Annotated in this window: 23 protein-coding genes and 1 riboswitch; of the genes, 11 read left to right on the top strand and 12 right to left on the bottom strand. The window is 60.2% G+C overall.

The genetic code is table 11. From position 1 onward, the window contains the following. Positions 1–17: 17 nt before the first annotated feature. Together LCH65_RS24580 and LCH65_RS24575 are read right to left on the bottom strand one after the other, a co-directional pair. A complete protein-coding gene (locus tag LCH65_RS24580; protein WP_060707931.1) occupies positions 18–920 on the bottom strand; it encodes a phosphatase PAP2 family protein in 903 nt (300 codons plus the stop codon). Next, positions 887–1,582, bottom strand: coding sequence for a histidine phosphatase family protein (locus LCH65_RS24575; protein ID WP_003435897.1), 696 nt, complete (start codon positions 1,580–1,582; stop codon positions 887–889). Before LCH65_RS24575 ends, LCH65_RS24580 begins: the two co-directional genes overlap by 34 nt. A 316-nt stretch (positions 1,583–1,898) precedes the next feature. Further along, positions 1,899–2,098, top strand: a riboswitch (cobalamin riboswitch). A 129-nt stretch (positions 2,099–2,227) separates the two neighbouring features. Between LCH65_RS24575 and LCH65_RS24570 the strand changes: the two genes are divergently transcribed. The 4 genes from LCH65_RS24570 to LCH65_RS24555 all read left to right on the top strand — a co-directional run bounded on the left by LCH65_RS24570 (position 2,228) and on the right by LCH65_RS24555 (position 7,160). Then, the gene (locus LCH65_RS24570) at positions 2,228–3,241 is read left to right on the top strand and encodes an ABC transporter substrate-binding protein (protein ID WP_003371964.1); all 1,014 of its coding nucleotides are present in this window, start codon (positions 2,228–2,230) and stop codon (positions 3,239–3,241) included. Next, on the top strand, positions 3,238–4,260 hold the full coding sequence (locus tag LCH65_RS24565) for an iron chelate uptake ABC transporter family permease subunit (protein ID WP_226439876.1): 1,023 nt from the start codon (positions 3,238–3,240) through the stop codon (positions 4,258–4,260). Before LCH65_RS24570 ends, LCH65_RS24565 begins: the two co-directional genes overlap by 4 nt. Then, a complete protein-coding gene (locus LCH65_RS24560) occupies positions 4,257–5,048 on the top strand; it encodes an ABC transporter ATP-binding protein (RefSeq protein ID WP_058417304.1) in 792 nt (263 codons plus the stop codon). The genes LCH65_RS24565 and LCH65_RS24560 overlap by 4 nt, the downstream gene beginning before the upstream one ends. A gap of 105 nt (positions 5,049–5,153) precedes the next feature. Next, the gene (locus LCH65_RS24555; RefSeq protein WP_003435903.1) at positions 5,154–7,160 is read left to right on the top strand and encodes a U32 family peptidase; all 2,007 of its coding nucleotides are present in this window, start codon (positions 5,154–5,156) and stop codon (positions 7,158–7,160) included. 56 nt (positions 7,161–7,216) lie between these two features. Here LCH65_RS24555 and LCH65_RS24550 read toward each other — a convergent pair whose 3' ends face one another. Then, the gene (locus LCH65_RS24550; protein WP_003435905.1) at positions 7,217–7,711 is read right to left on the bottom strand and encodes a GNAT family N-acetyltransferase; all 495 of its coding nucleotides are present in this window, start codon (positions 7,709–7,711) and stop codon (positions 7,217–7,219) included. Between the two features lie 741 nt (positions 7,712–8,452). On the opposite strand from LCH65_RS24550, the gene nirB reads away from it, so the two are divergent. Together nirB and nirD are read left to right on the top strand one after the other, a co-directional pair. Next, positions 8,453–11,014 (top strand): nitrite reductase large subunit NirB, encoded by a 2,562-nt coding sequence (gene nirB, locus LCH65_RS24545; protein ID WP_226439875.1) that lies wholly within the window; start codon positions 8,453–8,455, stop codon positions 11,012–11,014. Next, positions 11,014–11,400, top strand: coding sequence for a nitrite reductase small subunit NirD (gene nirD / locus LCH65_RS24540; protein WP_003435908.1), 387 nt, complete (start codon positions 11,014–11,016; stop codon positions 11,398–11,400). Before nirB ends, nirD begins: the two co-directional genes overlap by 1 nt. 68 nt (positions 11,401–11,468) lie before the next feature. Here the strand turns inward: nirD and LCH65_RS24535 are convergent, their stop codons facing one another. Continuing rightward, positions 11,469–12,467, bottom strand: coding sequence for an alpha/beta hydrolase (locus tag LCH65_RS24535; RefSeq protein WP_003435909.1), 999 nt, complete (start codon positions 12,465–12,467; stop codon positions 11,469–11,471). Between the two features lie 216 nt (positions 12,468–12,683). Here LCH65_RS24535 and LCH65_RS24530 point away from each other — a divergent pair, with 216 nt between their 5' ends. Beyond that, the gene (locus LCH65_RS24530; protein ID WP_003371946.1) at positions 12,684–13,613 is read left to right on the top strand and encodes a LysR family transcriptional regulator; all 930 of its coding nucleotides are present in this window, start codon (positions 12,684–12,686) and stop codon (positions 13,611–13,613) included. On the opposite strand, the gene pstB is transcribed toward LCH65_RS24530, so the two are convergent. From pstB to pstS, 4 genes are all read right to left on the bottom strand, one after another. Beyond that, positions 13,614–14,393, bottom strand: a complete 780-nt coding sequence (pstB, locus tag LCH65_RS24525; RefSeq protein ID WP_002553918.1) for a phosphate ABC transporter ATP-binding protein PstB — start codon at positions 14,391–14,393, stop codon at positions 13,614–13,616. It lies immediately after the preceding gene. Continuing rightward, positions 14,393–15,277, bottom strand: coding sequence for a phosphate ABC transporter permease PstA (pstA, locus tag LCH65_RS24520; protein ID WP_003435912.1), 885 nt, complete (start codon positions 15,275–15,277; stop codon positions 14,393–14,395). The genes pstB and pstA overlap by 1 nt, the downstream gene beginning before the upstream one ends. Next, positions 15,274–16,269 carry a phosphate ABC transporter permease subunit PstC gene (gene pstC, locus LCH65_RS24515; RefSeq protein WP_003371940.1) on the bottom strand — a complete coding sequence of 332 codons (996 nt, stop codon included), beginning with the start codon at positions 16,267–16,269 and terminating at the stop codon, positions 15,274–15,276. The genes pstA and pstC overlap by 4 nt, the downstream gene beginning before the upstream one ends. 81 nt (positions 16,270–16,350) lie before the next feature. Next, positions 16,351–17,370, bottom strand: a complete 1,020-nt coding sequence (pstS, locus tag LCH65_RS24510) for a phosphate ABC transporter substrate-binding protein PstS (RefSeq protein ID WP_003371938.1) — start codon at positions 17,368–17,370, stop codon at positions 16,351–16,353. Positions 17,371–17,889: 519 nt separating this feature from the next. Here pstS and LCH65_RS24505 point away from each other — a divergent pair. Then, positions 17,890–18,177, top strand: a complete 288-nt coding sequence (locus LCH65_RS24505) for a hypothetical protein (protein WP_003371935.1) — start codon at positions 17,890–17,892, stop codon at positions 18,175–18,177. Between the two features lie 110 nt (positions 18,178–18,287). Then, a complete protein-coding gene (locus LCH65_RS24500; protein WP_054081064.1) occupies positions 18,288–18,590 on the top strand; it encodes a hypothetical protein in 303 nt (100 codons plus the stop codon). Here LCH65_RS24500 and LCH65_RS24495 read toward each other — a convergent pair. Further along, positions 18,566–20,269 carry a VRR-NUC domain-containing protein gene (locus LCH65_RS24495; RefSeq protein ID WP_226439874.1) on the bottom strand — a complete coding sequence of 568 codons (1,704 nt, stop codon included), beginning with the start codon at positions 20,267–20,269 and terminating at the stop codon, positions 18,566–18,568. The genes LCH65_RS24500 and LCH65_RS24495 overlap by 25 nt on opposite strands. 168 nt (positions 20,270–20,437) lie before the next feature. Here LCH65_RS24495 and LCH65_RS24490 point away from each other — a divergent pair, with 168 nt between their 5' ends. Continuing rightward, complete coding sequence (locus tag LCH65_RS24490; RefSeq protein ID WP_003371929.1) at positions 20,438–20,956, top strand: nucleoside 2-deoxyribosyltransferase; 519 nt, start codon at positions 20,438–20,440, stop codon at positions 20,954–20,956. 9 nt (positions 20,957–20,965) lie between these two features. Here the strand turns inward: LCH65_RS24490 and LCH65_RS24485 are convergent, their stop codons facing one another. Next, entirely contained in the window at positions 20,966–21,868 is a 903-nt protein-coding gene (locus LCH65_RS24485; RefSeq protein WP_044308784.1) for a LysR family transcriptional regulator, read from the bottom strand. A gap of 106 nt (positions 21,869–21,974) precedes the next feature. Between LCH65_RS24485 and LCH65_RS24480 the strand changes: the two genes are divergently transcribed. After that, positions 21,975–23,063 carry an AbrB family transcriptional regulator gene (locus LCH65_RS24480; protein WP_003371924.1) on the top strand — a complete coding sequence of 363 codons (1,089 nt, stop codon included), beginning with the start codon at positions 21,975–21,977 and terminating at the stop codon, positions 23,061–23,063. A 33-nt stretch (positions 23,064–23,096) separates the two neighbouring features. Here LCH65_RS24480 and LCH65_RS24475 read toward each other — a convergent pair whose 3' ends face one another. Continuing rightward, positions 23,097–24,341: an AGE family epimerase/isomerase gene (locus LCH65_RS24475; RefSeq protein WP_003371923.1), complete on the bottom strand. Its 1,245-nt coding sequence runs from the start codon at positions 24,339–24,341 to the stop codon at positions 23,097–23,099. Positions 24,342–24,466: 125 nt separating this feature from the next. Next, positions 24,467–26,092 carry a methyl-accepting chemotaxis protein gene (locus LCH65_RS24470; protein WP_058417298.1) on the bottom strand — a complete coding sequence of 542 codons (1,626 nt, stop codon included), beginning with the start codon at positions 26,090–26,092 and terminating at the stop codon, positions 24,467–24,469. Positions 26,093–26,250 lie beyond the last annotated feature (158 nt).

Here is a 26,250-nt window from a genome sequence, read left to right as displayed (position 1 = left end):
CGCGCCTTGTTGTTGTTCTACCCGGCCGACCGGGAACCTGTTGCCAGTGCGTCTGCAGGTCGAGTGACGAATGCATCAGGTTTGTTGACGACCAACACCTGGCGAATCGGCTGTTGCAACCTTGATCGGCCATAGAAGCACAAGGCAACCAGCAACGTGCTCAGCCACACCACAATACCTGCCCAGAAGGTGTGCGACATGAAGTGCCAGCCTTGCAGCACCCGCGTGGTGCCGTAAATCATCCCGAGCAGCAGAATGGTCGCCAGCAGAGTATTCGAATGCCGCCAGCAATAGCGACGAGCCACGAAGTACAGGGCCAGCAGACTGAACGCGCTTGACGCGTGACCGCCCGGCCAGCATCGCCCGGCGCCGGCCTCGTGCAGCAGGTTGAAGTTCCTGAACCACTCGATGTGCGCCTGACTGCCACCGTACAAGGTAGTCTCGACAGGACAGTAAACGCTGGTATGGCTTTTCAGGTAATGGATCATGGCGGTGCTCAGCGCAAAGGCAACGATGACGAAAAAGAAGTCCAGCCGGTGCCTGCGTGCAAAGCGCAGGAAGGTGCCCAACCGAGAGCCCGTCAGCCGCCTCGCGAGGCGCGAATCATCATATTTTTCCAGCAACGGCCAGACAAAGGACAGCATCGCACCAATGATCGCCAGCTCTCCGGTCCAGTTCGGAAGGATCCGCGCCCATCTGTGTGTGATGTTCTCGAACAGATGGCTCTGGCCGATGGGAAACACCCCGGCCGTCGAATCAAAAAACAGGTCACTCAGTTGCCGGTCGATCGTGGTCAAGTCGAAGGTGACGAAGACCAGTAACGCGAAAAACACCGGTACACCCAGGTTGATGCCGTAGAACCGCAGCCTGGCGCTGGAAGATGTCGTCAATTGAATTGCTCGCTGTTGAGGTTTGCCCATTGCCCGGCATTCAGGGAGCCGAGGATTTTCGGCGGATGGCTGCCGTCTATTTGTACGAAAAACGCCTGGGCGTACTCACTGGAGCGCTCGCCGCCAGGTACGCCGACCTTGCGCTCGAACTGATCGATGCAGCCACTGTGAGTCACCAGCACCATGTTCTCGCCGCTGACCTTGTGGGCCTGCACCGCTTTCATGAAACCGCTGTCACAGTCGTTGATCCAGTCCTGGCCAGCCACCGCGTGCCCGGCCAACAGTTGCGCAGTCTGTTGCGTGCGGGTCTTGGGGCTGGCGATCATGCGCGCGTGGTCCATGCCCATTTTCTGCAACCCGGCGCCCACCGCCAAAGCGGCGTCGCGGCCGTTGGAGGTAATGCCGTCGGCGTCGCTCATGCACGGGTTGCTCGAGCGGTCACAGCGTTCGGCGTGGCGAATCATCACCACCACATTGCCTTGCCGCCAGTGCTCGCGAAGGCCGGAAACGCTCAGGTTGCTGCCGACCCCCAGGTCCACCACATGCACGCCTGAGAACGCCGAGTAGAACCATGCACAGATAGCCGTCAGCACGACGGCAACGGACATCGATACGATGTGCCGATGCAATTTGTAGCGCTGACTGATGCCCGAACGGGGAAGTACATTCTTGTTGATTATCGTGTCGGTCAAAGGACCACTCCTGCCATGAACCTATGTGTGGCGTTGACCCAGGGAGTGCCCGAGGTCTGTGCCGCTCCCATGCAGGCAAGATAGGTTCAGCATCGTCCCGATGCGGTGAAGAAGATGTGAAAAACGTGTTGTGGCCCAGCGCCATGTTTTTCACGCGAACGCTCTGGAATGGGCCTTTGCGGTTTTACGGACGTGAACATGAAGATAATTTAAGCGTTTTTCCCGAAAGTTCAGTGCCCATCGGGACGGTTTTGGACTCACAGACCGTCTGCTGCAGCAGCTGTGCGCAAAGGATTAGCCACTAAAACGCTTATCGTTTACCATGCCGCGCGTCGGTTTCCGAGAGGAACTAACAGGGAATTCGCACGCCTTTCTCACCAGGCGAAAAACGAAACTGCCCCCGCAACTGTAAGCACCGAGCCTGCTCCATGACTGCCACTGGATCGTGATCCGGGAAGGCCGGAGCCTGGCGCTGACGTGTCAGTCAGGAGACCTGCCGACCCGCTTCAACCCACTAACCGGCGGGGTGTCCGGGAAGGACATCCGCACGCGTCGGCATTTCCTGTCGTGCCCGGTGATCATCCGGGGATGTGTTTCCTGATGTGCATTGCGCCCTGGCACCTGCTCCAACGGAGACCGCATTTCATGTCGCTGCCCCGCCTCGCCGCACTCGCTGCCAGCCTGACGCTGTCCACCCTGGCCCTCGCCGCCCCCACTCAGTACCCGCTGACCCTTGAAAACTGTGGCGCGACCCTGACCTTCCAGCATGCGCCGACCAAGGCCGTCACCATTGGCCAGGCCGGCACCGAAATGCTTTACGAACTGGGCCTTGGCGACAGACTGGTCGGCACTTCCCTGTGGTTCAACAATGTATTGCCACGCTTCAAGGCGCAGAACGACAAGGTCGAGCGCCTGGCCGACAACGAGCCCAGTTTCGAGGCAGTGATTGGCAAGCGACCGGAACTGGTGGCCGTGCAACTGGAGTGGATGGTCGGCAAACAGGGCGTGGTCGGCACCCGCGAGCAGTTCCATGACCTGAAGATACCCACCTACATCCTGCCGTCCGACTGCGAAGGCAAGGACAATCTGGTCGGTGCCGATGGCACACGCCTGGAGCCGTTCCGCATCGACACCATCTACAAGAGCATCGAGCAACTGGCGCAGATTTTCGATGTGCGGGATCGCGGCGACGCGCTGGTTGCCGACCTCAAGGCCCGCCTGAGCGCAGCGATTGCCAACGTCCGGCAGAACAAGGCCAATGACGTCTCGGCGCTGTTCTGGTTCTCCAGCTCCGACCTCGCCAGCGACCCTTTCGTGGCCGGCCGCAAAGGCATTCCGGACTTCATGCTCAACAGCCTGGGCATGCGCAATATCGTTCAGTCCGACGAGGAATGGCCGACTGTGGGCTGGGAAACCATCGCTAAGGCCAACCCGAGCATTCTGGTCATCGCGCGCATGGATCGCCGCCGCTTCCCGGCCGACGATTACCTGAAAAAAATCGAATTCCTCAAGACCGACCCAGTGACCCGCAACATGGACGCGGTCAAGCATGACCGGATCGTGATCATCGACGCCGAGGGCATGCAGGCTGGCCTGCGCCTGTTCACCGGGTTCGAGGAACTGGCTGACGCCGCCAACCGTTTCAACGCTGCCAAATGAGATTGCCGATAGCGTTGGTTCATGTGCTCTGGGTCTCGGCAGTGCTGGTGCTGGCGATCATGATCGGGGCCGCGATCGGCGAAACCTCGATCAGCCTGAACGTGGTTTTCCAGGTGCTGGCCAACAAACTCTGGGGCGCTGGCTATGTACTCGACCCTATAGACGAAGGCATCGTCTGGAACTACCGGCTGACCCGCGCTATTGTCGCGGCGGCCTGCGGGGCCGGGCTGGCGATCTGTGGCGTGGTGTTGCAGTCGCTATTGCGCAACCCGCTGGCAGACCCGTATCTGCTGGGGATTTCCGCAGGGGCTTCCACCGGTGCAGTACTGGTCGCCATTCTGGGCTTCGGTGCAGGTGCGATCTCGATGTCGGCGGGCGCTTTTGTCGGGGCCGTGGCGGCATTTTCGCTGGTCGCCCTGCTGGCGCACTCTTCACGCGGCACCACGGCAGCCGGGCAGATCATTCTGGCCGGGATCGCCGGGTCGCAACTGTTCAATGCCCTGACCTCGTTTCTGATCACCAAATCGGCAAGCTCCGAGCAGGCACGCGGCATCATGTTCTGGCTGCTGGGTAACCTCAGCGGTGTGCGCTGGCACTCGGTCTGGCTGGCTGTGCCGACAGTGCTGGCAGGCCTGCTGGTGTGCCTCTGGCACCGGCGAGCGCTGGACGCGTTCACCTTCGGCAGCGACTCGGCGGCATCACTGGGGATCGCGGTACGGCACGTACAGATCATCCTGATCGCCAGCGCTGCGCTGGTCACCGCGGTGATGGTCTCGATTGTCGGCTCCATCGGCTTCGTCGGGCTGGTGATCCCGCACGCGGTGCGGATGCTGGTCGGTGTCCGGCACGCCCGGCTGGTGCCGTTGAGCGCCTTGAGCGGCGCACTGTTTCTGATCGCTGCCGATATCCTTTCGCGCACCCTGATCAAGGGGCAGGCGCTGCCGATCGGTGTGATTACCGCACTGATCGGCGCACCGGTCTTCGCTTTGATTCTTATCCGGGGCAACAGCACGCGATGAATGCCTTACCTCATCCGCTCAGTGCACCGGTACTCGGTTGTTCCGGTCTGGGTTATTCGGTACGTGGCGCAGCTCTGCTGCGCGATGTCGACCTGAGCATTGCCGCAGGTGAAACCCTGGCCGTGGTCGGTCCCAACGGCTCGGGCAAATCCACCCTGCTCAAGCTACTGGCCGGTATTCAGAAGCCGGTCAGCGGCTCGGTCAGCCTGGGCGGGCAAGCACTTGAGTCATTGAGCCGCAGGGACGTGGCGCGCCTGCTGGCGGTGGTCGAGCAGCAGGCTGAAACCAGCGACGCCGTGACCGTGCTGGACGCCGTCGAACTGGGCCGCACGCCCTGGCTGTCGGCACTCGAGCCGTGGAGCGCCGAGGACGATGCAATCGTTCGCCAGGCGCTGCAGGATGTGGACATGCTGCACCTGAAAAAACGCGCCTGGCACACCTTGTCCGGTGGCGAGCGGCAACGTGTTCACATCGCCAGGGCGCTGGCGCAACGGCCGCAGATCCTTCTGCTGGACGAACCGACCAATCATCTGGACATCCAGCATCAACTGACCATCCTCGGCCTGGTCAGGGCCTTGCCGGTGACCACCGTGATTGCCCTGCACGATCTGAATCAGGCGCTGGACTGCGACCGTGTGGCGGTCATGGAAAAGGGTCGGCTGGTCGCGCTGGGTGCGCCGCTTGAGGTACTGACTCCGGAACGCTTGCTGAGCACCTTCGGCGTGGTGGCGCACTGGCTGACCGACCCCAGTGACGGGGCGAAGATTCTGCGCCTGCGCTCGCGCTGAACCACGCCGATGGTCAGTCCGGCACCTGCTGCCATCTGCAACAGGTGCACCGCGCGGTCTGTGGCACTACAATGCGCGCTTTGCCCGCAGCCGGATCCCGTTGCCATGTCGTTACCCAAGCACCACCTGGAATTGCTCAGCCCTGCACGGGATGTGACCATCGCCCGTGAAGCCATCCTGCATGGTGCCGATGCGGTGTATATCGGCGGGCCGAGCTTTGGTGCGCGGCACAATGCCTGTAACGAGGTCAGCGACATTGCCGAGCTGGTCAAATTCGCGCACCGCTACCACGCGCGGATCTTTACCACCATCAACACCATCCTCCATGACGACGAGCTGGAGCCCGCGCGCAAGCTGATTCACCAGCTCTACGACGCCGGCGTGGATGCGTTGATCGTGCAGGACCTCGGGGTGATGGAGATGGACATTCCGCCCATCGAGCTGCACGCCAGCACGCAAACCGATATTCGCACCCTGAGCCGGGCGAAGTTTCTCGATCAGGCCGGTTTCTCGCAGCTGGTGCTGGCCCGGGAACTGAATCTGCAGGAAATCCGCGCAATCGCCGATGAAACCGATGCGGCCATCGAATTCTTCATCCACGGCGCCCTGTGCGTGGCGTTCTCCGGGCAGTGCAATATTTCCCACGCGCAAAACGGCCGCAGCGCCAACCGTGGCGACTGCTCGCAGGCCTGCCGCCTGCCGTACACCCTCAAGGATGATCAGGGTCGCGTTGTGGCCTTCGAAAAGCATCTGTTGTCGATGAAAGACAACAATCAGAGCGCCAACCTGCGTGCTTTGGTGGACGCCGGCGTGCGCTCGTTCAAGATCGAAGGGCGCTACAAGGATGCGGGCTACGTGAAAAACATCACGGCCTATTATCGCCAGCGTCTGGACGAGATTCTCGAAGACCGCACGGACCTCGCACCCGCTTCCAGCGGCCGTACCGCGCACTTTTTCGTGCCGGACCCGGAAAAGACCTTTCATCGCGGCAGCACCGATTATTTCGTCAGCGACCGCAAGATCGACATCGGCGCGTTCGACACGCCGACCTTCACCGGTCTGGCGGTGGGCACCGTTGAAAAGCTCGGCAAGCGCGACCTGATCGCCGTGACCCACGAGCCGCTGTCCAACGGCGACGGCCTCAATGTGCAGATCAAGCGTGAAGTGGTGGGCTTCCGTGCCAACATCGCCGAGCTCAAGGGCGAGTTCGAAGAGGACGGCCAGAAGCGCTGGCGCTATCGCGTAGAGCCCAACGAGATGCCCGCAGCGCTGTCGCGCGTACGCCCCAATCATCCGCTGAACCGCAACCTGGACCACAACTGGCAACAGGCGCTGCTCAAGACCTCGGCCGAACGTCGTATCGGCGTTCAGTGGCAGGTTACGCTGCGCGAAGATCACTTGAGTCTGGAAGCCACCAGCGAAGAAGGCGTGAGCGTCACGGTCGGTCTCGATGGACCGTTTGGCGCGGCCAACAAGCCCGAACAGGCGCTGGATCAGTTGCGTGACCTGCTCACTCAACTGGGCACTACGATCTATCATGCCCAGGACGTCAGCCTTGACGCGCCACAGGCGTTCTTCGTACCCAACTCGCAGCTCAAGACCCTGCGCCGCGACGCCATCGAGGCACTGACCGAAGCGCGAATCAAGGCTCATCCGCGCGGTGGCCGCAAGGCGGAGACGACCCCGCCACCGGTGTACCCGGAGTCGCATCTTTCTTTTCTGGCCAACGTCTACAACCAGAAGGCTCGCGACTTCTATCATCGCCACGGCGTACAGCTGATCGACGCGGCCTACGAGGCCCACGAAGAGACCGGCGAAGTGCCCGTGATGATCACCAAGCATTGCCTGCGCTTCTCGTTCAACCTGTGCCCGAAACAGGCCAAAGGTGTGACGGGCGTGCGCACCAAGGTCGCGCCGATGCAACTGGTGCACGGTGATGAAGTGTTGACCCTCAAGTTCGATTGCAAGCCTTGCGAAATGCACGTGATCGGCAAGATGAAAGGTCACATTCTCGACTTGCCGCTCCCCGGCAGCGCGGCGGCCAAATCGGTGGTCGGCCATATCACACCGGAAGACCTGCTCAAGACTGCGCGTCAGCGTTCTCCGCACTGATCGGTACAAGGGGGTTGGCGCCCTGCCAGCCCCTTTCGTCTTCTGACAAAGCCCTCTTAAAGAACGCGCTCCATATGGGTCGTGTTCCACACCGGATCGCTCTCCACATCGGTCACGGCAAAGCCTTGTTTCTCCCAGAAACGGATCGCGCCGGGCAGAAACGGATGGGTATGCAGGTACAAAACCTCTATGCCACCTGCCTCGGCATGGGCCCAGAGCGCCTGACATAAACGGCTGGCCAGCCCGTCGCCACGAAACTCCGGCCTGACGAACAGGCGCACGATCTCAACGGTTCTGCGCCCGCGATAATCGAGCTGCGGGAAACGATGATCAAACGGCAGGTAGCCCACAGCCGCGATGATCTGCCCTTCACTGCGGGCGATCAGAAACTTGCCGTCCTCCCCGTGCAGATACACCTGCTCGAAACCGGCCAGATCGGGCGGAACGGTGACAGTGTCGAGCAAGGGAAAGATTCCGGCACGCGCACGCATGACGAAATCGACGGTGTGCGGGATCTCGGAGGGGTGTACCTCAGTAATAGTGATGTTCATGAGCACGGACTTATTGGGGGAATTGCAGGGTGATACAAATGTTACGCCAGACTTGGGCTTTTGAACGCACTGCTTAACTATAGAACAAGCGGTGCGGCGCAGAATTGTGACGCAGAGCGTCACGACAGGCATTCCCACGCGGAGCGTTCCGCGTTGTACGCAAGTCCGCTTTTGATTCTGGCCGAAGGCCGTGGGAGCGAACTTGTTCGCGAAAGGGCCGGTACAGTCTGAGGAAATGCGTCGTCTTACCCACCGTCTTCGCGAACAATGAGGATCGCCGCCCCGGTCGCTCCTGCGCCCTGCGGGCAGAATCAATGACAGACCGCAGGCACGCCGTTATCGTGCCCACGCTCCGCGTACGGCGCACAGCTTTACAGCGCAAACCCTTCGATGCGCACCAATGCAAGGCAGGAAAAGTCATGCGCCGGACGCCGCCGTAAACGCTGCGCAGCCTTGCGTGCATTGCCAATTCGGGCTTGGAGCGCTGCCGACGCAAGCTGGCACAACCTCTGCATAATCCTCAACAACCCCACCATGAATGTGGTCGGGCCGCCCCGGTTGATCGACGTGGATCGCCAGTCTCGCAGAGACCAGAGGGCTACTCGGGTGCTTCCGGCAACGTGGCTCGATGGCACCCCCGAATACCCAATAAGACAACAGGCAAAGGCGCCTGGAACCGAACGGTTCCGGGCGCTTTTTTTTTGCTTTGAAAAACCTGATTGGCCTCGGCCGGGACTCGCTATGAACACCACAGTCTTCCCCCTCAACGATGTAAAAACCCTGATCGTCGTCGGTAATGGCATGGTCGGGCATCATTGCGTCGAGCAGTTGATCGCAGGCGGCGCACTCGAACGCTATCGCATCCACGTCTTTGGCGAGGAAACACAGCGCGCCTATGACCGCGTGCACCTGTCCGAATACTTCACAGGCCGCGACGCCGAATCGCTGGCCATGAGCGAGATGTCTGTCTACGAACAACCCGGCCTGACGTTGCACCTCGGCGTACCGGTGCTGGAAATCGATCGTGATCGTCACGAAATCATCACCGCCGAAGGCTGCTTCGGTTACGACAAACTGATCCTGGCCACGGGCTCCTACCCGTTCGTACCGCCTATCGAAGGCGCGCGGGGCAATTCCCGGCTGGTCTATCGCACACTCGAGGATCTGGACAGCATTCGCTATGCCGCGTCGAAGGCCCGACGAGGCGTAGTGGTCGGCGGCGGTCTGCTCGGACTCGAAGCGGCCAATGCGCTTAAATCCCTGGGGCTGGAAGCCCATGTCGTCGAGTTCGCGCCGCGTCTCATGCCGGTGCAACTGGACGACCTCGGTGGCGCTGCATTGAAGGCGCGTATCGAAGCGCTGGGCGTCGGCGTGCATTTGTCCCGCGCCACGCAGTCGATCAGCGACGGCAAGCAGTATCGCTATCGGATGAACTTCGCCAACGACGAGTTTCTCGAGACCGACCTGATCGTGTTCTCCGCAGGTATTCGTCCGCAAGACGCCCTGGCCCGTCAGTGTGAGCTGGCGCTCGGCCCACGCGGTGGCATCGCAATCGACGAGCACTGCCGCACCAGCGACGCTGATATCTATGCCATCGGCGAATGCGCAGCCTGGAACGGCAGCGTGTTCGGCCTGGTCGCGCCCGGCTATCAAATGGCCCGCGGCGTGGCAGCACAGTTGTGCGAACAGGATACCGACGCGTTCTTCGGCGCCGACATGTCCACCAAGCTCAAGTTGCTGGGTGTGGATGTCGGCTCCATCGGTGATGCGCACGGTGCGCTGGCCGGGGCCGTCAGTTATCGCTTCATTGATGAAGCCACCGCCAGCTACCGTCGCCTGGTGGTGTCGGCCGATGGCAAGCAGGTACTCGGCGCTGTGCTGGTCGGCGATAACAGCTATTACGACACGCTGCTGCAATATGCGCAGAACGGCATCCCGCTGCCCGCCGATCCATCGAGCCTGATTCTGCCGCGTGGCGAAGGCGCGCCGACGCTGGGCGCCGATGCCCTGCCCGCGACAGCGACCATCTGCTCCTGCCATAACGTCAGCAAAGGCGCCGTGTGCTCGGCCATCGACAATGGGTGCACCGATCTGACCGCAATCAAGTCCTGCACCAAGGCCGCCACCGGCTGCGGCGGTTGCACCGCACTGCTCAAACAGGTTTTCGAGCATGAACTGTTGGCTCGCGGCGTGGCGGTCGATAAAAGCCTGTGTGAACACTTCGCTCATACCCGCCAGGAGTTGTACTCGATGGTCCGCGTCGAAGGCATCGAAACCTTTGACGAGCTGCTGACTCGCCATGGCAAAGGCGCGCATGGCTGCGACATCTGCAAGCCCGCAGTCGGCTCGATACTGGCGTCGTGCTGGAACCGCCCCATCACCGAGCCTTCGCTGGTGCCTCTGCAGGACACCAACGATACGTTCATGGCCAACATGCAGAAAAACGGCACCTACTCGGTGGTGCCACGTATTCCGGGTGGCGAGATTACCCCTGACGGCCTGATAGCGATTGGCGCGGTGGCGAAAAAATACGACTTGTACACCAAGATCACCGGCGGCCAGCGCATCGACCTGTTCGGCGCGCAACTGCACGAGTTGCCGGATATCTGGAGCGAGCTGATCGAGGCAGGCTTCGAGACCGGCCATGCCTACGGCAAGTCGACCCGTACGGTTAAATCCTGCGTCGGCAGCACCTGGTGCCGCTACGGCGTGCAGGACAGTGTCGCCATGGCGCTGCGCATCGAGGACCGCTACAAGGGCCTGCGCTCGCCGCACAAACTCAAGTTTGCGGTATCCGGCTGCACCCGCGAATGCGCCGAAGCGCAGAGCAAGGACGTCGGCGTGATTGCCACCGAAAACGGCTGGAACCTTTACCTGTGCGGCAACGGCGGCATGCGTCCGCGTCACGCCGAGCTGTTCGCCACCGATCTGGATGATGAAACCCTGGTTCGTTACATCGACCGTTTCCTGATGCTCTACATCCGCACTGCCGACAAGCTGCAGCGTACCTCGGTCTGGCGTGAATCGCTGGAAGGCGGCCTCGACTATCTCAAGGCGGTCATCATCGACGACAGCCTGGGCCTGGCCACAGAGCTGGAGTCGCAGATGCAACTGGTGGTCGACCGCTACGAATGCGAATGGGCCAACGCCCTCAAGGACCCGGAAAAGCTCAAGCGCTTCCGCACCTTCGTCAACGACGGGCGTGCTGACCCCGACGTGCAGTTCGTCAAGGAACGCGCCCAGCGCCGGCCGGCAAAACCCGAAGAGCTGGCCCTTATCCCGTTGTTCAAGGAGGTGGTGTGATGAACGCGTCTCAGACAATAATCGCCGGCAACAATGCGCCCGCGGCAGCGCAGTTACACTGGCAGCCCCTGTGCGGACGCGCGGATCTGGTTGCCAATTCAGGCGTCGTGGCGTGGCTGGACGGCGCGCAGGTCGCGCTGTTCTACCTGCCCGAAACCGCACAGGGCGAGCAGCTCTTTGCCATCGACAACCGCGACCCCAAATCCGGGGCCAACGTGATCGGGCGTGGTCTGATCGGGCAGATCGCGGGCGAGCTGGTCATCGCCTCGCCGCTGTACAAGCAGCACTTTCGCCTGCACGACGGCAGTTGCATCGAATACCCGGAACAGCGGCTGGACGTCTGGCCGGTGAGGCTCAAGGGTGATCTGGTAGAAATTGCCGTTTAATCTGCAGTGCCGGTCGCAGGCAACCTGGTGGCTGTCGGACCAGGTTGCTGCATGGCATGACGTGCAGCTTATTGAAGCTCGGAGACCAGTGCCTTGTTGAAACCCTGCGGATCCTCCATCTGCGGGGCATGGCCCTTGCCCTTGAACTCCACCAGCCTGGCGCCTGGAATCATCTGCGTCACCTGCTTGCCCAGTACCTTGTAATTGCCGATCTTTGCCTTGACCTCAGGCGGCGCGATGTCGCTGCCGATGGCAGTGGTATCGGCATCGCCAATCATCAGCACCGTCGGCACCTGCAACCTGGGAAACTCGTAGAACACCGGCTGGGTGAAAATCATGTCGTAGATCAACGCCGAGTTCCAGGCCACGATCTTGTGCCCCGGCCCTTTGTTCAGACCGGCCAGCATGTCAACCCACTTGTCATATTCCGGCTTCCAGCGGCCATCGTAGTAGGTCTTCTGCTCGTAAGCGCGAATACCTTCGGCGGTGGTCTTCAGCTCTCGTTCATACCATTGATCGACGCTGCGGTACGGCACGCCGAGTGCTTTCCAGTCTTCCAGACCGATAGGGTTGACCATCACCAGCTTCTCGGTCTGCTTCGGGTACATCAACGCATAACGCGTGGCCAGCATGCCGCCCGTGGAGTGACCGACTACCGACGCCTTGTCGATACCCAGTTTTTCCAGCAACGCATGGGTATTCATCGACAACTGCTGGAAGCTGTACTGGTAGTGCTCCGGCTTGGTCGAGGTGCAGAAACCGATCTGATCCGGTGCGACAACGCGATAGCCCGCAGCGCTCAGCCCCTTGATGGTGTCTTCCCAGGTCGCAGCGCAAAAATTCTTGCCATGCAGCAGCACCGCTGTGCGGCCATTGGCCTTGCCGCTCGGCGCGACGTCCATGTAACCCATTTCCAGCGTCTGGCCCTGGGACTGGAAACTGAATTTATGCAGCGCGTGAGGGTAAGTAAAACCCTCCAGTTGCTGGCCATAACCGGGCGTCTCAGCCAGTGCTGCGCCTGACAGCGTCAGCGACATCAACATACCGGCAATCTTTGCAGCCCGCATAAGGGGCACCTCCTGTAGCTAGGGATCGGGAATCCAAGGCGGTTTTTACGTTAAACCGCAGGCCTGCCAGTAGACCCTGTTTCCCCTTACAGATTCGCCCTTTTCCTGCCCGAAGAACCGTAAGCAGACGTTTCATCATGCAGAGGCAAAATGCTGGACGCCTTCTGCGTGGACTGCCTAGACTTGGCCGTCCAGGTCTGATGCCAAGGAACAGCAATGAATCGAAATGAACTGCGCAAGGCCGACATCAACCTGATGGTGGTATTCGAAACATTGATGCAGGAGCGTAACGTCACCCGCGCAGCCGAAAAACTGTTTCTCGGCCAACCTACGATAAGCGCTGCCTTGAATCGCCTGCGCAGTCTGCTCAATGACCCACTGTTCATCCGCGTCGGCCATCGCATGGAACCCACCGCGCGCGCTCACGAGATTCTCAAGCACCTGACGCCTGCGCTGGACGCCATGTCCACAGCGCTCAGCCTGACCACCGACTTCGACCCGTCGGTCAGCAAGATGACCTTTCGCATCGGCCTGACCGATGACGTCGAATTCGGCCTGCTGCCGGCGATGCTCAAGGCCATCCGCCAGGAAGCGCCCGGCGTGGTGATCGTGGTCAAGCACGTCGACTACCTGAATATTTCCGAGGTGCTGATGTCCGGCGATATCACCGTTGGCGTCTGCCTGACCCGTGAACTGCCCGCCAATGCCAAGCGCAAGACGCTGCGTAACGTGCAGCCGAGGCTGGTGCGCGCCGACAAGCCTGCCAGCCCCATGAGCCTGGACGAATACTGCTCGCGCCCACATGTTGTGGTGTCGCACGTCGCGAGTGTCAGCAGTTTCGCCGATGAGTGGCTGACCGCGCTGGGGCGCAAGCGTCAGGTGGTGTTGTCGGTGCCGCAGTTCGCCACCCTGCCCGCATTGATGGCCGGCACCGACATGATTTCGGGGCTGTCCGACTATGCGGCAAAGGCCATGAGCGCATTGGGCTTGCTGTATGACGAGCCACTGCCCTTCCCCACACCGGGGCTGGACCTGTCGATGACGTGGCTGAGTGTGATGGACAGCGACCCTGCCGAGCGTTGGCTACGCAGCAGGATCGAGGAGTTCATGGGCGAGCGCCAGGAAGCGCCCGCCCTGGCCGGATGATCAGCCGAAACGACCAGTGATGTAATCTTCGGTCTGGGTCTTGGAGGGCTTGGTGAAGATGGTATCGGTGTCGCCGTGCTCGATCAGTTCACCCATGAACATGAAGGCGGTGTAGTCGGAGCAACGCGCCGCCTGCTGCATGTTGTGAGTCACGATGATCACGGTGAACTGCTCTTTAAGCTCGGTGATCAGCTGTTCGATACGTCCTGTGGAAATCGGGTCAAGTGCCGAGGTCGGCTCGTCGAGCAGCAATACCTGAGGACGCAGCGCGATGGTACGGGCGATGCACAGACGCTGCTGCTGACCGCCGGACAGGCCGGTCGCGCTCTGCTTGAGCTTGTCCTTGACCTCGTCCCACAAGGCCGCGCCACGCAGGGCCTGCTCGACGCGATCTTCCATTTCCCGACGCGACAGTTTTTCGTGGTGCTTGATGGCGTAGGAAATGTTGTCGTAGATCGACATCGGGAACGGCACCGGCTTCTGGAACACCATGCCCACATGGCTGCGCAGGCGGTTCATCGAATAGCCTGGGGCCAGGATGTTCTCGCCATTGAGCAGCACTTCACCGCGCGCTTCCTGCTTCGGGTACATCGCGTAGATGCGGTTGAAGACGCGCAGCAGGGTCGATTTACCGCAACCCGACGGGCCGATGATCGCCGTGATGCGCTTCTCGGGGATGGTCATGTCGATGGACTTCAACGACTTCTGGTTGTTGTAGAAAAACTCCAGACCGCGCACTTGGATCTTGGTTTTTTCGTTGGCCAGGGAAAGGTTGTTCATCAGGACGCCCTATTGCGCAGAAGAATTAAGCGAGACAGCAGACTCAGTATCAGTACGAACAACGTCATGACCAGCGCACCGGCCCATGCCAGGGAGTGCCAGTCATCGAAAGGGCTCATGGCGTACTGGAAAACCACCACCGGAACACTGGCGATGGGTTTGAGCAGATCGCTGCTCCAGAACTGGTTGCCGAAAGCGGTGAACAGCAGCGGCGCGGTTTCGCCGGTGATGCGTGCCAATGCGAGCAATACGCCGGTTACCACACCAGCCTTGGCCGCGCGAAGGACGATTTGCAGGGTCAGCTTCCATTGCGGCACGCCCAGCGCCAGCGCAGCTTCACGCATGGTCGAGGGTTGCAGTTGCATCATTTCGTCAGTGGTACGCACCACCACAGGGATCACCAGCAATGCCAGCGCCAGCGCACCGGCAATCGCAGAAAAGCCCACCTGATGGCCTGTCACCGCGTTGAGTGGCAGTACCACGACGGTGTAGACGAACAGACCGAGCACAATCGAAGGTGCCGACAGCAGGATGTCGTTGATGAAGCGCACGGCGTTGCCCAGTTTGGTGTAGCGGGCAAACTCGGCCAGCCAGATGCCGGCCATCAGACCGATCGGCGTACCGATCAGCAGGCCGATGCCGGACATCAGCACACTGCCGTAGAACGCGTTGGCCAGTCCACCTTCGGTACCAGGCGGCGGAGTCATGCCGGTGAACAGTTGCAGGTTGAGCGCGTCGATGCCCTTGATGATAGTGGTCAGCAGAATCCACACCAGCCACAGCAGGCCGAAGGCAGTGGCACCACAGCTGAGCACCATCGCAATCTTGTTCTTGATGCTGCGAACCCGATACAGGTGCTCGCTGCCGGTCACATCCTTACTCATAACCCCTCCTTACGCGAAAGGCGCGACAGCATCAGGCGTGCAAGGGCCAGCACGATGAAGGTGACGACGAACAACAGGAAGCCAAGGGCGATCAGTGCCGAACGGTGCAAGTCGGTGTAGGCCTCGTTGAACTCGTTGGCGATCACCGAAGCGATCGAACTGCTCGGCATCATCAGCGAAGCCGAGAACTGATGCGCGTTGCCCAGTACGAAGGTTACCGCCATGGTTTCGCCGAGCGCGCGCCCCAGCCCCAGAAACACACCGCCGACCACGGCCGATCGGGTGTACGGCAGCACGATATCCCAGACCACTTCCCAGGTTGTACCGCCCAGTGCATAGGCCGACTCTTTGAGGGCCACGGGCACGGTGCGGAAGACTTCCTGCATCACCGAGGTAATGAACGGCGTGATCATGATCGCCAGTACGATACCGGCTGTCAGCATGCCGATACCCAACGGCGGCCCTTGGAACATCGGACCGATCAGCGGCAGTGCGCCAAGGTTTTCGGTGATCCACGGCGACAGGTGTTCAGCCATGAACGGGCCGAAGACGAACAGCCCCCACATGCCGTAGATGATCGAAGGGATACCGGCCAGCAGCTCGATGGCCGAGGCGATCGGCATGCGCAACCAGGGCGGCGCCACTTCGGTAAGAAAGATTGCAATGCCGAAACTCACCGGTACGGCGATCAGCAAAGCCAGAAAAGAGGTCACCAGGGTGCCGTAGATCGGAACCAGAGCGCCAAACTTGCCGGCGTTCACGTCCCACTCGGTACTGGTCAGAAAGCCAAACCCGAAAGTCTGGAATGCCAGACTGCCGCCCCACAGGGTCGACAAGGCAATACAACCCAGCAAAGCAAGCACCAGCATCGCTGCAGCCTGCAATGAACGCTTGAACCACAGGTCATGACGATGATCCCGTTTGGCGCGCTTCTCGCCCTCGGACTCACCAGCGGAGACGTTAGCGGACAGGTATTGGGTGTTTTCAGTCATGTTGAGGCCACTCGCAAGGAAAAGCCCCTGTCACCGAGCCGATATCGCGACTGATGACAGGGGTGGTACGGGTTGAATCACTTACTTGGTGAATTCCGTTTTCCAGTAGCTTTCCACGCGATCAACCAGCGATTTCGGCAACGCTACATATTCCAGTTTCTCGGCCTGCTTCTGGCCGTTTTCCAGGGACCACTTGAAGAAGTCGAAAGCAGCCGTGCTTTTCTCTTCGTTCTTGGCTTTCTTGTACATGATGATCCACGTGGTCGCGGTGATCGGCCATGCAGCCTCACCCGGCGCGTTGGTCATGATCAGGTTGAAGTCTTTGGCGCTTGCCCAGTCGGCAGTGTCGGCGGCGGCAGCAAATGCCTTGGCGTCAGGCTTGATGAATTTGCCGGCAGCGTTTTTCAACTGGGTGTAGGACAGCTTGTTGGTGGTTGCGTAGGAGTACTCGACGTAGCCGATCGAACCCTTGATCTGCTTCACGTAGGCCGAAACACCTTCGTTACCCTTGCCGCCCACGCCTGCTGGCCACTGCACGGTCGAACCGAACTTCAGCTTCTCGTTCCACTCCGGGCTGACTTTGCTCAGGTAGTTGGTGAAGTTGTACGTGGTGCCCGAACCGTCCGAACGGTGAACGACGGTGATTGCGGTATCAGGCAGTTTGACGCCCGAGTTCAGCGCAGTGATTGCCGGGTCGTTCCACTTCTTGATGTCGCCCATGAAGATCTTGGCGATGGTTGGACCGTCCAGCTTCAGCTCGCCGCTTTCGACGCCTTCGACGTTGACGATCGGCACGATACCGCCGATCACGCTTGGGAACTGACCCAGGCCGCCGGCCTGCAGATCTTCTGCAGACATCGGGGCGTCGGATGCACCGAAGTCAACGGTCGCAGCCTTGATCTGGGCGATACCACCACCCGAACCGATGGACTGATAGTTGATACGGTTATCCTTGCTCTTGCTGTAGTCCTGGGACCACGCCGAAATAACCGGGTAGACGAAACTCGAACCAGCGCCTGTTACATCAGTCGCGTGAGCCACACCGCTAAGGCACAGCGATGCGATCAGAAGCGACAAGCGTTTTTTAGTCAGCAGAATCACGGTAATACCTCAGTCCAGGAGATTGTGTGGTGGTCCACTTAAGGAGGCCCGAGGCGGATTTAAAACCTCAAATGTTGCTGTTTAATGACAATCCAACGAATCGTGTCGTTAGGGGAACTTTTTTGTAAGTAATTTCCTACGTCGCCAGCTACGAAAATCCCTTCCAAACCCAATGTTTACGGGACATTTTCGACGCGCAAACCCAAATAGCCTTCTGCCACCACTCATCAGGTAGCGGAATGCCCGCTTCGTTATAAAAATGTAAGAAAGTGTGATTTTAAGAATCTTTGTAAATGACCGAGCGGTCAAGTTATAGCTAAATCAACTTAAAACTTCGCTGTCGACGGCGTTAAGGGGGGGCGTGGATGACCGAAAAGAGCGCGTGATGACTCTCACGGCGGATAGCAACGGCGTAAGCCTTGATGCATCGAACATATCTACCGTTCGTCGGGTTCGACGGCACCTATGGCCACTGGCCAATGACCAACGTGAGTACTTTAAAACAACGGAGTAATCATCATGATCAAGACCAAACTGACTGCCCTGACTCTTGCTGGCCTGATGGCTGTAGCTTCGGGTGCCGCCTTTGCCGAGTCGACCACCACCCCTGAAACCCCGATCAACAAGAATGCGACCAAACTGCCGGGCACCAATACCCAGCCGATGGACCGCACCTCGTCCGAGACTCCAGGCGCGCAAGCTGAAAGCAAGGAAGCGGCAGCCGAGCGTTCGATGAAGCACGACAACAAGACGACACACGGTACGCACGACAAGAGCACCACCACTGAAAAGACCAAGACTCAGTAATCAGGCGTCTTACGCGGGTAGGACCATGCCCTGCCCGCGGGTCTACCCTTCTCGCGGTACAGTTTCAGTCAACGTACTGTTTCGATCAAAGTACTCACGGAGTTTGCACCATGATCAGGAATAGATTGGGGGCGATAAGCCTGGCGACATTTTTGGCCCTGTCGGCGACCAGTGCGCTTGCAGGTTCGACCGGACCGACCAACCCGGTCAGCGACGGTCCGAAAGTCCCGGGCACCGGAATGGAAAAGAACGTCGACGGCACCAGCCCCGGCGCACCAGGCACAAGCCCCGGCACCAAAGGCATGGACCCCTTGCCGGGAAAGAACGGCAGCGCGGACGACAAGCCTCATGATTCGAAACAGCCCCATGATGCGGATCATCAGGACACTCAGGACGGGCACAAGGCCCCTTGATGATCTGACAGGTCGCTACTGACGCAGGCACTGTCGTCAGTCGCCCATTGCACGTAACACACCTCCACCGGCATGCCATGCTCGGCACAGAAGTCCAGCCAGCGCAGTTGGTTGTCCTGGAGGCGGTCACCCGGCCCCTTGACCTCGATCATTCGATAACGACGCTGCTCCGGAAAAAACTGGATCAGGTCGGGCATCCCGGTCCGGTTGGCTTTTATGTCCTGCAACAGCCGACGAAACCAGCGAAGCAAGTGCTCTGCCGGCAGGCAATGAAGCGCCTGTTCCAGAAGCTCCGGCGTCAGTGCTCCCCAGAATACAAAGGGTGATTGCAGACCGTATTTGCTCTCAAAATGCTCACGAATGGTTGTCAGGTATTCATCAGACTCCAGTTGCGTCAGACAGGCATCGAACAACGATGCTCTGCGCTGATAAAAGTCAGGGCTGTACAGGTCACTCGGCGCACTGTGAAACGGATGAAAGAATGCACCCGGCAACGGGGCGAAAATGGCTCGCCAGCACAGCAGCCCGAACAGTGAATTGATCAGCGCATTCTCGACGTAATGCACCTCCCCGCCCTGCTCTTCTTCGAGATGCAGGCGTATCAAACGCTCGACACTCATGCCCGACACTGGCGTGACCTTCACGTCCAGCCGCGCAATGGCCCGCACCGTGCGCTTGCGCGCGGCAGTCAGGCCGAGCTTGCGTTGCAGGCGTGGCAAGACGCGTGACAGGTGCTGGACCTCGGCATCACTTTCCGGAGCGAGGCGGGCCTGCTCCGCCAGCGCCAGCGCCGCTGCGTACTCAGCGTTGCGCTCCAGCACGCGGATCTGCCTTGAACGCGCGCCGGGGTAACTCGACTGACGATACACCGCCATCGCCAGAGGCCAGTCCTGCATGCGCTCGGCCTGTTGCCCGATACGAAACAGCAGTTTGCCACGACGCATGAGCAACCATGGGTTGCCGCATTCGATGGCAATGACCCGCTCGGCCAGCGCATGCAGTTCCAGGCAGGTTTCCAGCGCTTCACGACAGGCATGCAATTGCAGACACACATCGATATCCGCACGCTCGTTGATGCCACGCGACTCCAGCGAAAACTCGACTTTTTCGTAGCGGTAGATACCCAGGTCAGCCAGCACGAATTCAGACCATTCCTGGTACAGATTGCCGAAGTACAGCAAGCGCAGGCGATCACACAGCGGCATGATCTTCAGGCCGAACACGGCGTCGGGCAACGTCGGATGCCATTGTTCGAGGGACTGCGGCGACGGGTACATGGGCTGCAGGCGCTCGAACCAATCCTGCTTGCGCTCAGGGCCCTTGACCGCGTGGTCCTTGAAGCAGTGGCTCAACTCATCCCGACGCAGCAGCTGGAACAACTCGCTCAGGCCCAGTGGCGGAGCGATGTCGACCCACTCCCGCGCCAGCAGCGGCAATACGGCGTCGTGAGGGTCGCCAATCTCGACATAACCGAGTTTGCTGGCCCGAAACAACACACCCTTGCGCATCACCATGCGCACCAGCAACCCCTGGGCGGGGACCGGCAGCTCGGCAAACTCGCTGATGAAGCGGCGCTCGGTTGCGTCGAGCAGGTCATCGTAGCGCCGGGCAATCCAGTCAAGGACCTGACGGAAGTTTTCCAGGTAGTAAAACGGATTGTCGAGGGGCGAAGTATTCAAGGCCAGCGTTCACATGACAAATGAGCAGACTGAACAAGGATACTGGTTATCCGTACAGATTCCAGTGCAAACGCCTGCTGATCGTGTTCGACCGATCAATGGCATGTATCGCGGGCAGACGGTCGGCCTTAGAATCGGCGCGACAACATCTGCAGCCGAGAGACGAATATGCACGCGCCACTGGTTTATCTCGCAGGCTTCGACGTGTTCAGGACCGATGCCGTGGAACATGGACGCTATCTGAAGGCTCTGTGCGCCGCACACGGACTTGAGGGTCTGTACCCGTTTGACAATGAGGTCACGCACGGACGAACAGCGCATGAAACCGCACAGCAGATTTACTCGATGAATGTCGCGATGATCCACCGCTGCTCAGCGATGCTGGTCAACCTCAACGTGTTCCGTGGCCTGGAGCCGGATTCGGGCACGGCCTTCGAAGTCGGTATGGCGGTCGCACTGAACAAGCCAGTGTGGGCGTACTTTGAACCGGTGGCGTCGCTGCGCGAACTGGTTCCCCACGATGAAAACGGTCTCGACGCCAATGGGTTTACGGTTGAAGACTTCGACCTGCCGCGTAACCTGATGCTCGCCTGCAGCTGGGCGGGCACCAGCTCAACCGTGGAGCTGGGTGCAGAGGCGCTGGCAAAGTACCTGAGTGGCTTTCAGGCCCTGCCCACAAGCGGCTGACCGGTGCGGTCAGCCCCACCCCAGAAAGTCCCCGCCGTTATCGCGCAGCATCTGCAACATGCCTTCTGCTGCGGGTGACAGGTAACCGCCCTTGCGCAACGTCACACCAATGGTGCGTTTGAGGGTGGTTTGCTCCAGCGGCACTTCACGCAGGTGCTGCATGGTCTTGCCGAACTCCAGCGACTCGCGGGCAATGAAGCTCAACAGGTTGCTGCGGGCAATCAGCCCCGGCAACAGCGAGATCGAGTTCGCTTCGATCTGCACCGTCGGCAGCGGCAGGCCATGAGCAGCGAAGGTTGCGTCCAGCCATTTGCGCGATGAAACACTCACAGGCGGCAGTACCCAGCGATACGCGCACAGGTCACTCATTTTCAACGACGGCTTGAAGATCGGATGATTCTTGCTGGCGACCACCACGGCTTCGTCCCTGAGTATGGCAAAGCTGGTGACGTCTTCACTGTCGGGCGCCAGCGCGCAAATGATCATGTCCAGTTGACCGGAGCGCAATGATTCGCGCAACAGGTCATCCTGACCTATCACCAGTTTCAAGGTGACGTCCGGGGTGCGCTGCAACAAGGCGGACGTCAGTTTCGGCATCAAATATTCCGCCATCGTCGCGGCGCAGCCGACCCGAATGTTGCCCACCATGCCACTGGCGAAATCCCGCACCTCGCGCTGGGTCTGGGCAATGCTTTGCTGCAACTCCTTGCCGCGCGCCTGCAGCAACTCGCCCACGGGCGTCAGCTTGATCCTTCGGCCGTCACGTTGAAACAGTCGCGTTCCGAATGACTCCTCGAGGCGCTGAATGCTCTTGGTCAGCGCTGGCTGGCTGCGATTTAGCTTCTCCGCAGCACGTCCGAGATGCCCCAGCTCGGCAATGGTTTCGAAATAGGTGAGATCGCGCAGGTCCATATCTATCAACCAAAGTTATCAATTCATGATTATTAGAAAATAGACTTGATGGGTTGGGAAGTCGATACTGTTTGCATGTGATTCACCCCAATCAAGGAGAACGTCCTTGTCAAACGCTTCACGCTTTTCGCTTTCCTCCCTTTCCCCGCTGACTCAATGGGCGGGTCTGATCCTGATGGCCGGCATTGCCGGGCAACTGCTCAAACTGTTCGATATGCCTGCTGCGATGTTCCTCGGGCCGATGCTGGTCGCCATAGGCTTTGGCGTATCAGGTGCCAGCATCCGCATGCCCAAGCGGGCCTTTCAACTCGGTCAGGGCACGGTCGGCGTGCTGATCGCGCATGCCATGTCGGTCAGTGTGCTGCTCACCGCCCTTCATTCATGGCATGTCATGCTCCTGGCGACCATCCTCACGGTGGTGCTGAGCGCGGCAGTTGGACTGGTGCTGGTGCGCTTTGCCGGCATTCCGAGCAACACGGCAGCCTGGGGCACGTCACCGGGCGCGGCCTCGGCGATGGTCGCGATGTCCGAAGATTACGGTGCCGACTCACGCATTGTCGCCACCATGCAATATGTGCGCGTGGTCTGCGTGGTCACCATCGGCGCGCTGGTCAGCCATTTCATCGGCACCCCGGATTCCGCTGCGGCCCTGCACAGCAGTGCGGCGGTCTTGCCCAGCCTTGACCTTGTCGATCTGGCGCTGAGCCTGGCGGTGATTGCCGCAGGCGTGGCACTCGGCTCGCGTCTCCCGGCAGGTGCCCTGCTGGTGCCGCTGATGCTCGGCGGCGCGCTGCAACTGAGTGGTGTGATGCAGATCAGCGTTCCAGCCTGGTTGCTGCCCATCGCTTACGGTGCCATCGGCTGCTACGTCGGCCTGCGTTTCGACCGGCCAACGGTGCAATACGTCTGGAGACGACTGCCGATGATGATTCTGGCCTCACTGCTGTTGATCGTGCTCTGTGCTGTGTCGGCCTGGCTGATTGCGGTGATGATGGGCAAGGATTATCTCTCGGTATACCTGGCGACCAGCCCGGGCGGCCTGGACACCATGGCCATTATTGCCATCGATACGCATGCCGACGTCGGCTTCGTGCTGGCGATGCAGACCTTGCGCCTGTTCGGCGTGATCCTGACCGGAAGCTTCCTGGCCAGGCAGATCATCCGCCTGACCGACAAACGCATCCCTGCGCTTTGACTTCCGATCTCAAGCTCAACAGACGCTAGCCGTTCATTCCAGCCCCGCCAGGGCGCTGGCCAGGCTAGGTGCCAGCGGCAACACCGGCAATAACGTGGCCTGATAGGCGTGATAAAGGTCCGGCTTGCCGGGCCATATGTCTGCGCTGGGCTCGTTGCGCTCGTTCAGCTCATGGCGCCAACTGCCATGTTCGTGATCGATGAACAGTGTCTCGTTGAACTCCCAGAAACAGCGATACCAGTCTTCATACTGTTGCTCGCCGGTACGTTGCAGCAATGCGGCAGCAGCAGCGGCCGCTTCGCAGTGAGTCCAGTGCAGACGATGACGGACTACCGGCTGGTTCTGCCAGTCGAGGGTGTAAACGATGCCCGGGGCACCGTCGACATCCCAACCGTACCGGCAGGCATTGGCAAACAGTTGGCGGGCGTCGTCCAGCAACCATTCGGGGTTGGCGCGTCCGGCCTGACGGCGTGCAGCCTCCAGATGCAACACCAGCCGAGCCCACTCGAAAGCATGCCCCGGCGTGGTGCCGAAGGGCCGGAAACCGTCCGCCGGATTTTCCCGGTTGTAATCGGCCAGCGGCTGCCAGTCCTGGGTGAAATGCTCGACGACCTGAAAATTGTTGGCACCGGCATGCTCGTGGATAACCCGCTCGACGATGCTCAGCGCCCGGTCGAGCCACTGCGCGTCGCCGGTCACATCAGCGAGCGCGAGGAAAGCTTCGGTGCTGTGCATGTTGCTGTTGGCACCGCGGTAGGTCTCTTCATTGCTCCAGTCCCGCGCGAACGACTCACGCATGGCGCCTTCCTGCTCGCTCCAGAAATGCGTCTGGATGATCTGGATGACGTCGGACAGCAATGCCTGCGCCCCAGGCCGCCCCGCCACCACGGCGGAACTGGCCGCCAGGGCAACGAACGCATGCAGATAAGCCTGTTTGTCGGTCTTGCCGCCGTCTTCGAGCGCGGCGCTGAACCAGCCGCCATGTTCGGCATCGTGCAACGGGCCTTGCAACGCGGCGATACCGTGATCGACCAGCGCAGCACAACCGGGAATGCCCTGCGCATGGGCCATGGCAAAACAGTGGGTCATGCGCGCAGTGTTCATGGTTCCTGCGGTGGCACCGACCATCAGCCGACCGTAGTCATCAAGACTGCCAAAGCCGTTGTCCAGTCTGGAGGCCTTGGCGAAGGTCAACAGACGATTGCCTTCCAGGGCCAGCCACTGGTGATGGGCTGGCGAGCGCAGCCAACTGCTGAAGGTTTGATTATTGTTATTCATGAAGCGATGCCGCCCCCTTCGATAAGGTTGTGCCCAGACTGTACCGGAGGTCATTTCGACCGAGGGCATAATGCGCGTCCGGTCGATCGTCGGCAAGCGGACACAACCTGTATCAATGTAGGGTTTTACACCTTGAAGCGTGAGACCACCTGATTCAGGTCAGCGGCCAGACGCGACAATTCATGGCTCGACGCACTGATCTGGTTGGCGCCCTGAGTCGACTGCATGGACAGATCGCGAATGTTGACGATGTTTCGATCAACTTCACGCGACACTTGCGCCTGCTCTTCAGCCGCGCTGGCAATCACCAGATTGCGCTCGGAGATCTGGTTGATCGACGAGGTGATTTCGCTCAAGGACTCACCCGCGCCCTTGGCCAGTGCCAACGTCGAGTCGGCCCGGTCACGGCTGGTGTTCATCGAGTCGAGTGCCTGCGCCGAACCGCTGCGCATGGCGCTGACCATCGAATCGATTTCCAGGGTCGACTGCTGGGTGCGATGCGCCAATGCCCGGACTTCGTCCGCCACCACCGCGAAACCGCGGCCCGACTCGCCTGCCCGTGCCGCCTCGATGGCGGCGTTGAGTGCCAACAGGTTGGTCTGCTCGGCAATCGAGCGGATCACGTCCAGCACTTTGCCAATATCCTGCGACTGATTGGCAAGGTTTTGCACCAGCGTCGAGGTGGCCTGCACGTTGTCGGTCAGCGTCTGGATCGACTGTACCGTCTCGATTACCCGCGTCTGGCCCGCCAGCGCCGAGGTGCTGGACTGATTTGAGGCGTCCGATGTGGACACGGCATTACGCGCAACTTCTTCTACTGCCGAGGTCATTTCGTTGATCGCCGTGGCGGCCTGATCGATCTCCGCATTCTGTTGGTTCAGCCCGCGGTAGCTGTCTTCGGTGACCGAGTTGAGCTCGGTGGCGGCCGATGCCAGTTGCGTGGCCGAACTGCCGATGTGGCGCATCGCTTCACGCAGATTGATCTGCATCGTCGCCAGGGCACGCAACAGCCGGGTGACTTCGTCTTCGCCATCGACCTCGATGGTGTGGGTCAGGTCGCCGTTGGCAACCTGCTCGGCGGCGGTGACCGCGCGCTGCAGAGGACCGACGATGCTGCGGGTCAGCCAGAGTGCCAGGCCGATGGTGCACAGCGCGGCAATCACCACGAAGATAATGACGATGTCGCGCGACTTACCGTACTGGGCTTCGGCGGACTTGCCTTCCGCATCGACCTTGGTGACATAAAAGTCGGCCAGATCACCGAGTTGCTTGCCGGAACCGTCGACGATCTGCTTCATGTCGACCAGCAGCAGCTTGTTCAGTCCGACGCTATCGCCCTGGCCAGCCAGTACAAATGAGCGGTCCAGCGCACTGCGGTATTGGCCCATGGTCACCATGAACTGGTCGGTCAGCGACTTCTCTTCCGGGGTGTCGACAAAGGTCTTGAGAATGGCCAGCTTCTTGTCCAGATCGCCCAGACGTACGTCCAGCTGACCACGATAGGTCGGAATGCTCGCAGGATCGGTGTCCAGCGCCATGCGCAGGGAAATGGTCCGAATGCGCAGCATGATCTCGCGGATATCGTTGACCACTCGCATGCTGGGCAGCCAGTTGGTCTCCACCGCCACCTCACTCTGGCGAATGGTCGACATCTGTGCCAGCGCAAACCACCCCAGCAATGCCACCAACAGGGAAATGAGAGTAAAACCCAGACCGGCACGACGAGCGATAGTGAGTTTGCGTAGATTCATGACCAGAGCTCTTTATATTTTTTTGGAGGACGGTGTCCGACTCGAAGTTGTCAGACAACCGATAGCATATCGCCCTGACCAGGCAATTCTTTAGCACGGCCAGTGAATATTCGCAGGCTTAATGAAAATAACAGCCGATTGCCAGGCTGCTGCCGTTG

Source organism: Pseudomonas sp. MWU16-30316 (assembly GCF_020515645.1).
Classification (GTDB): Bacteria; Pseudomonadota; Gammaproteobacteria; order Pseudomonadales; family Pseudomonadaceae; genus Aquipseudomonas; species Aquipseudomonas cerasi.
Note: the sequence above shows the minus strand (reverse complement) of the source record. Positions and strands in the feature narration are given on the sequence as shown.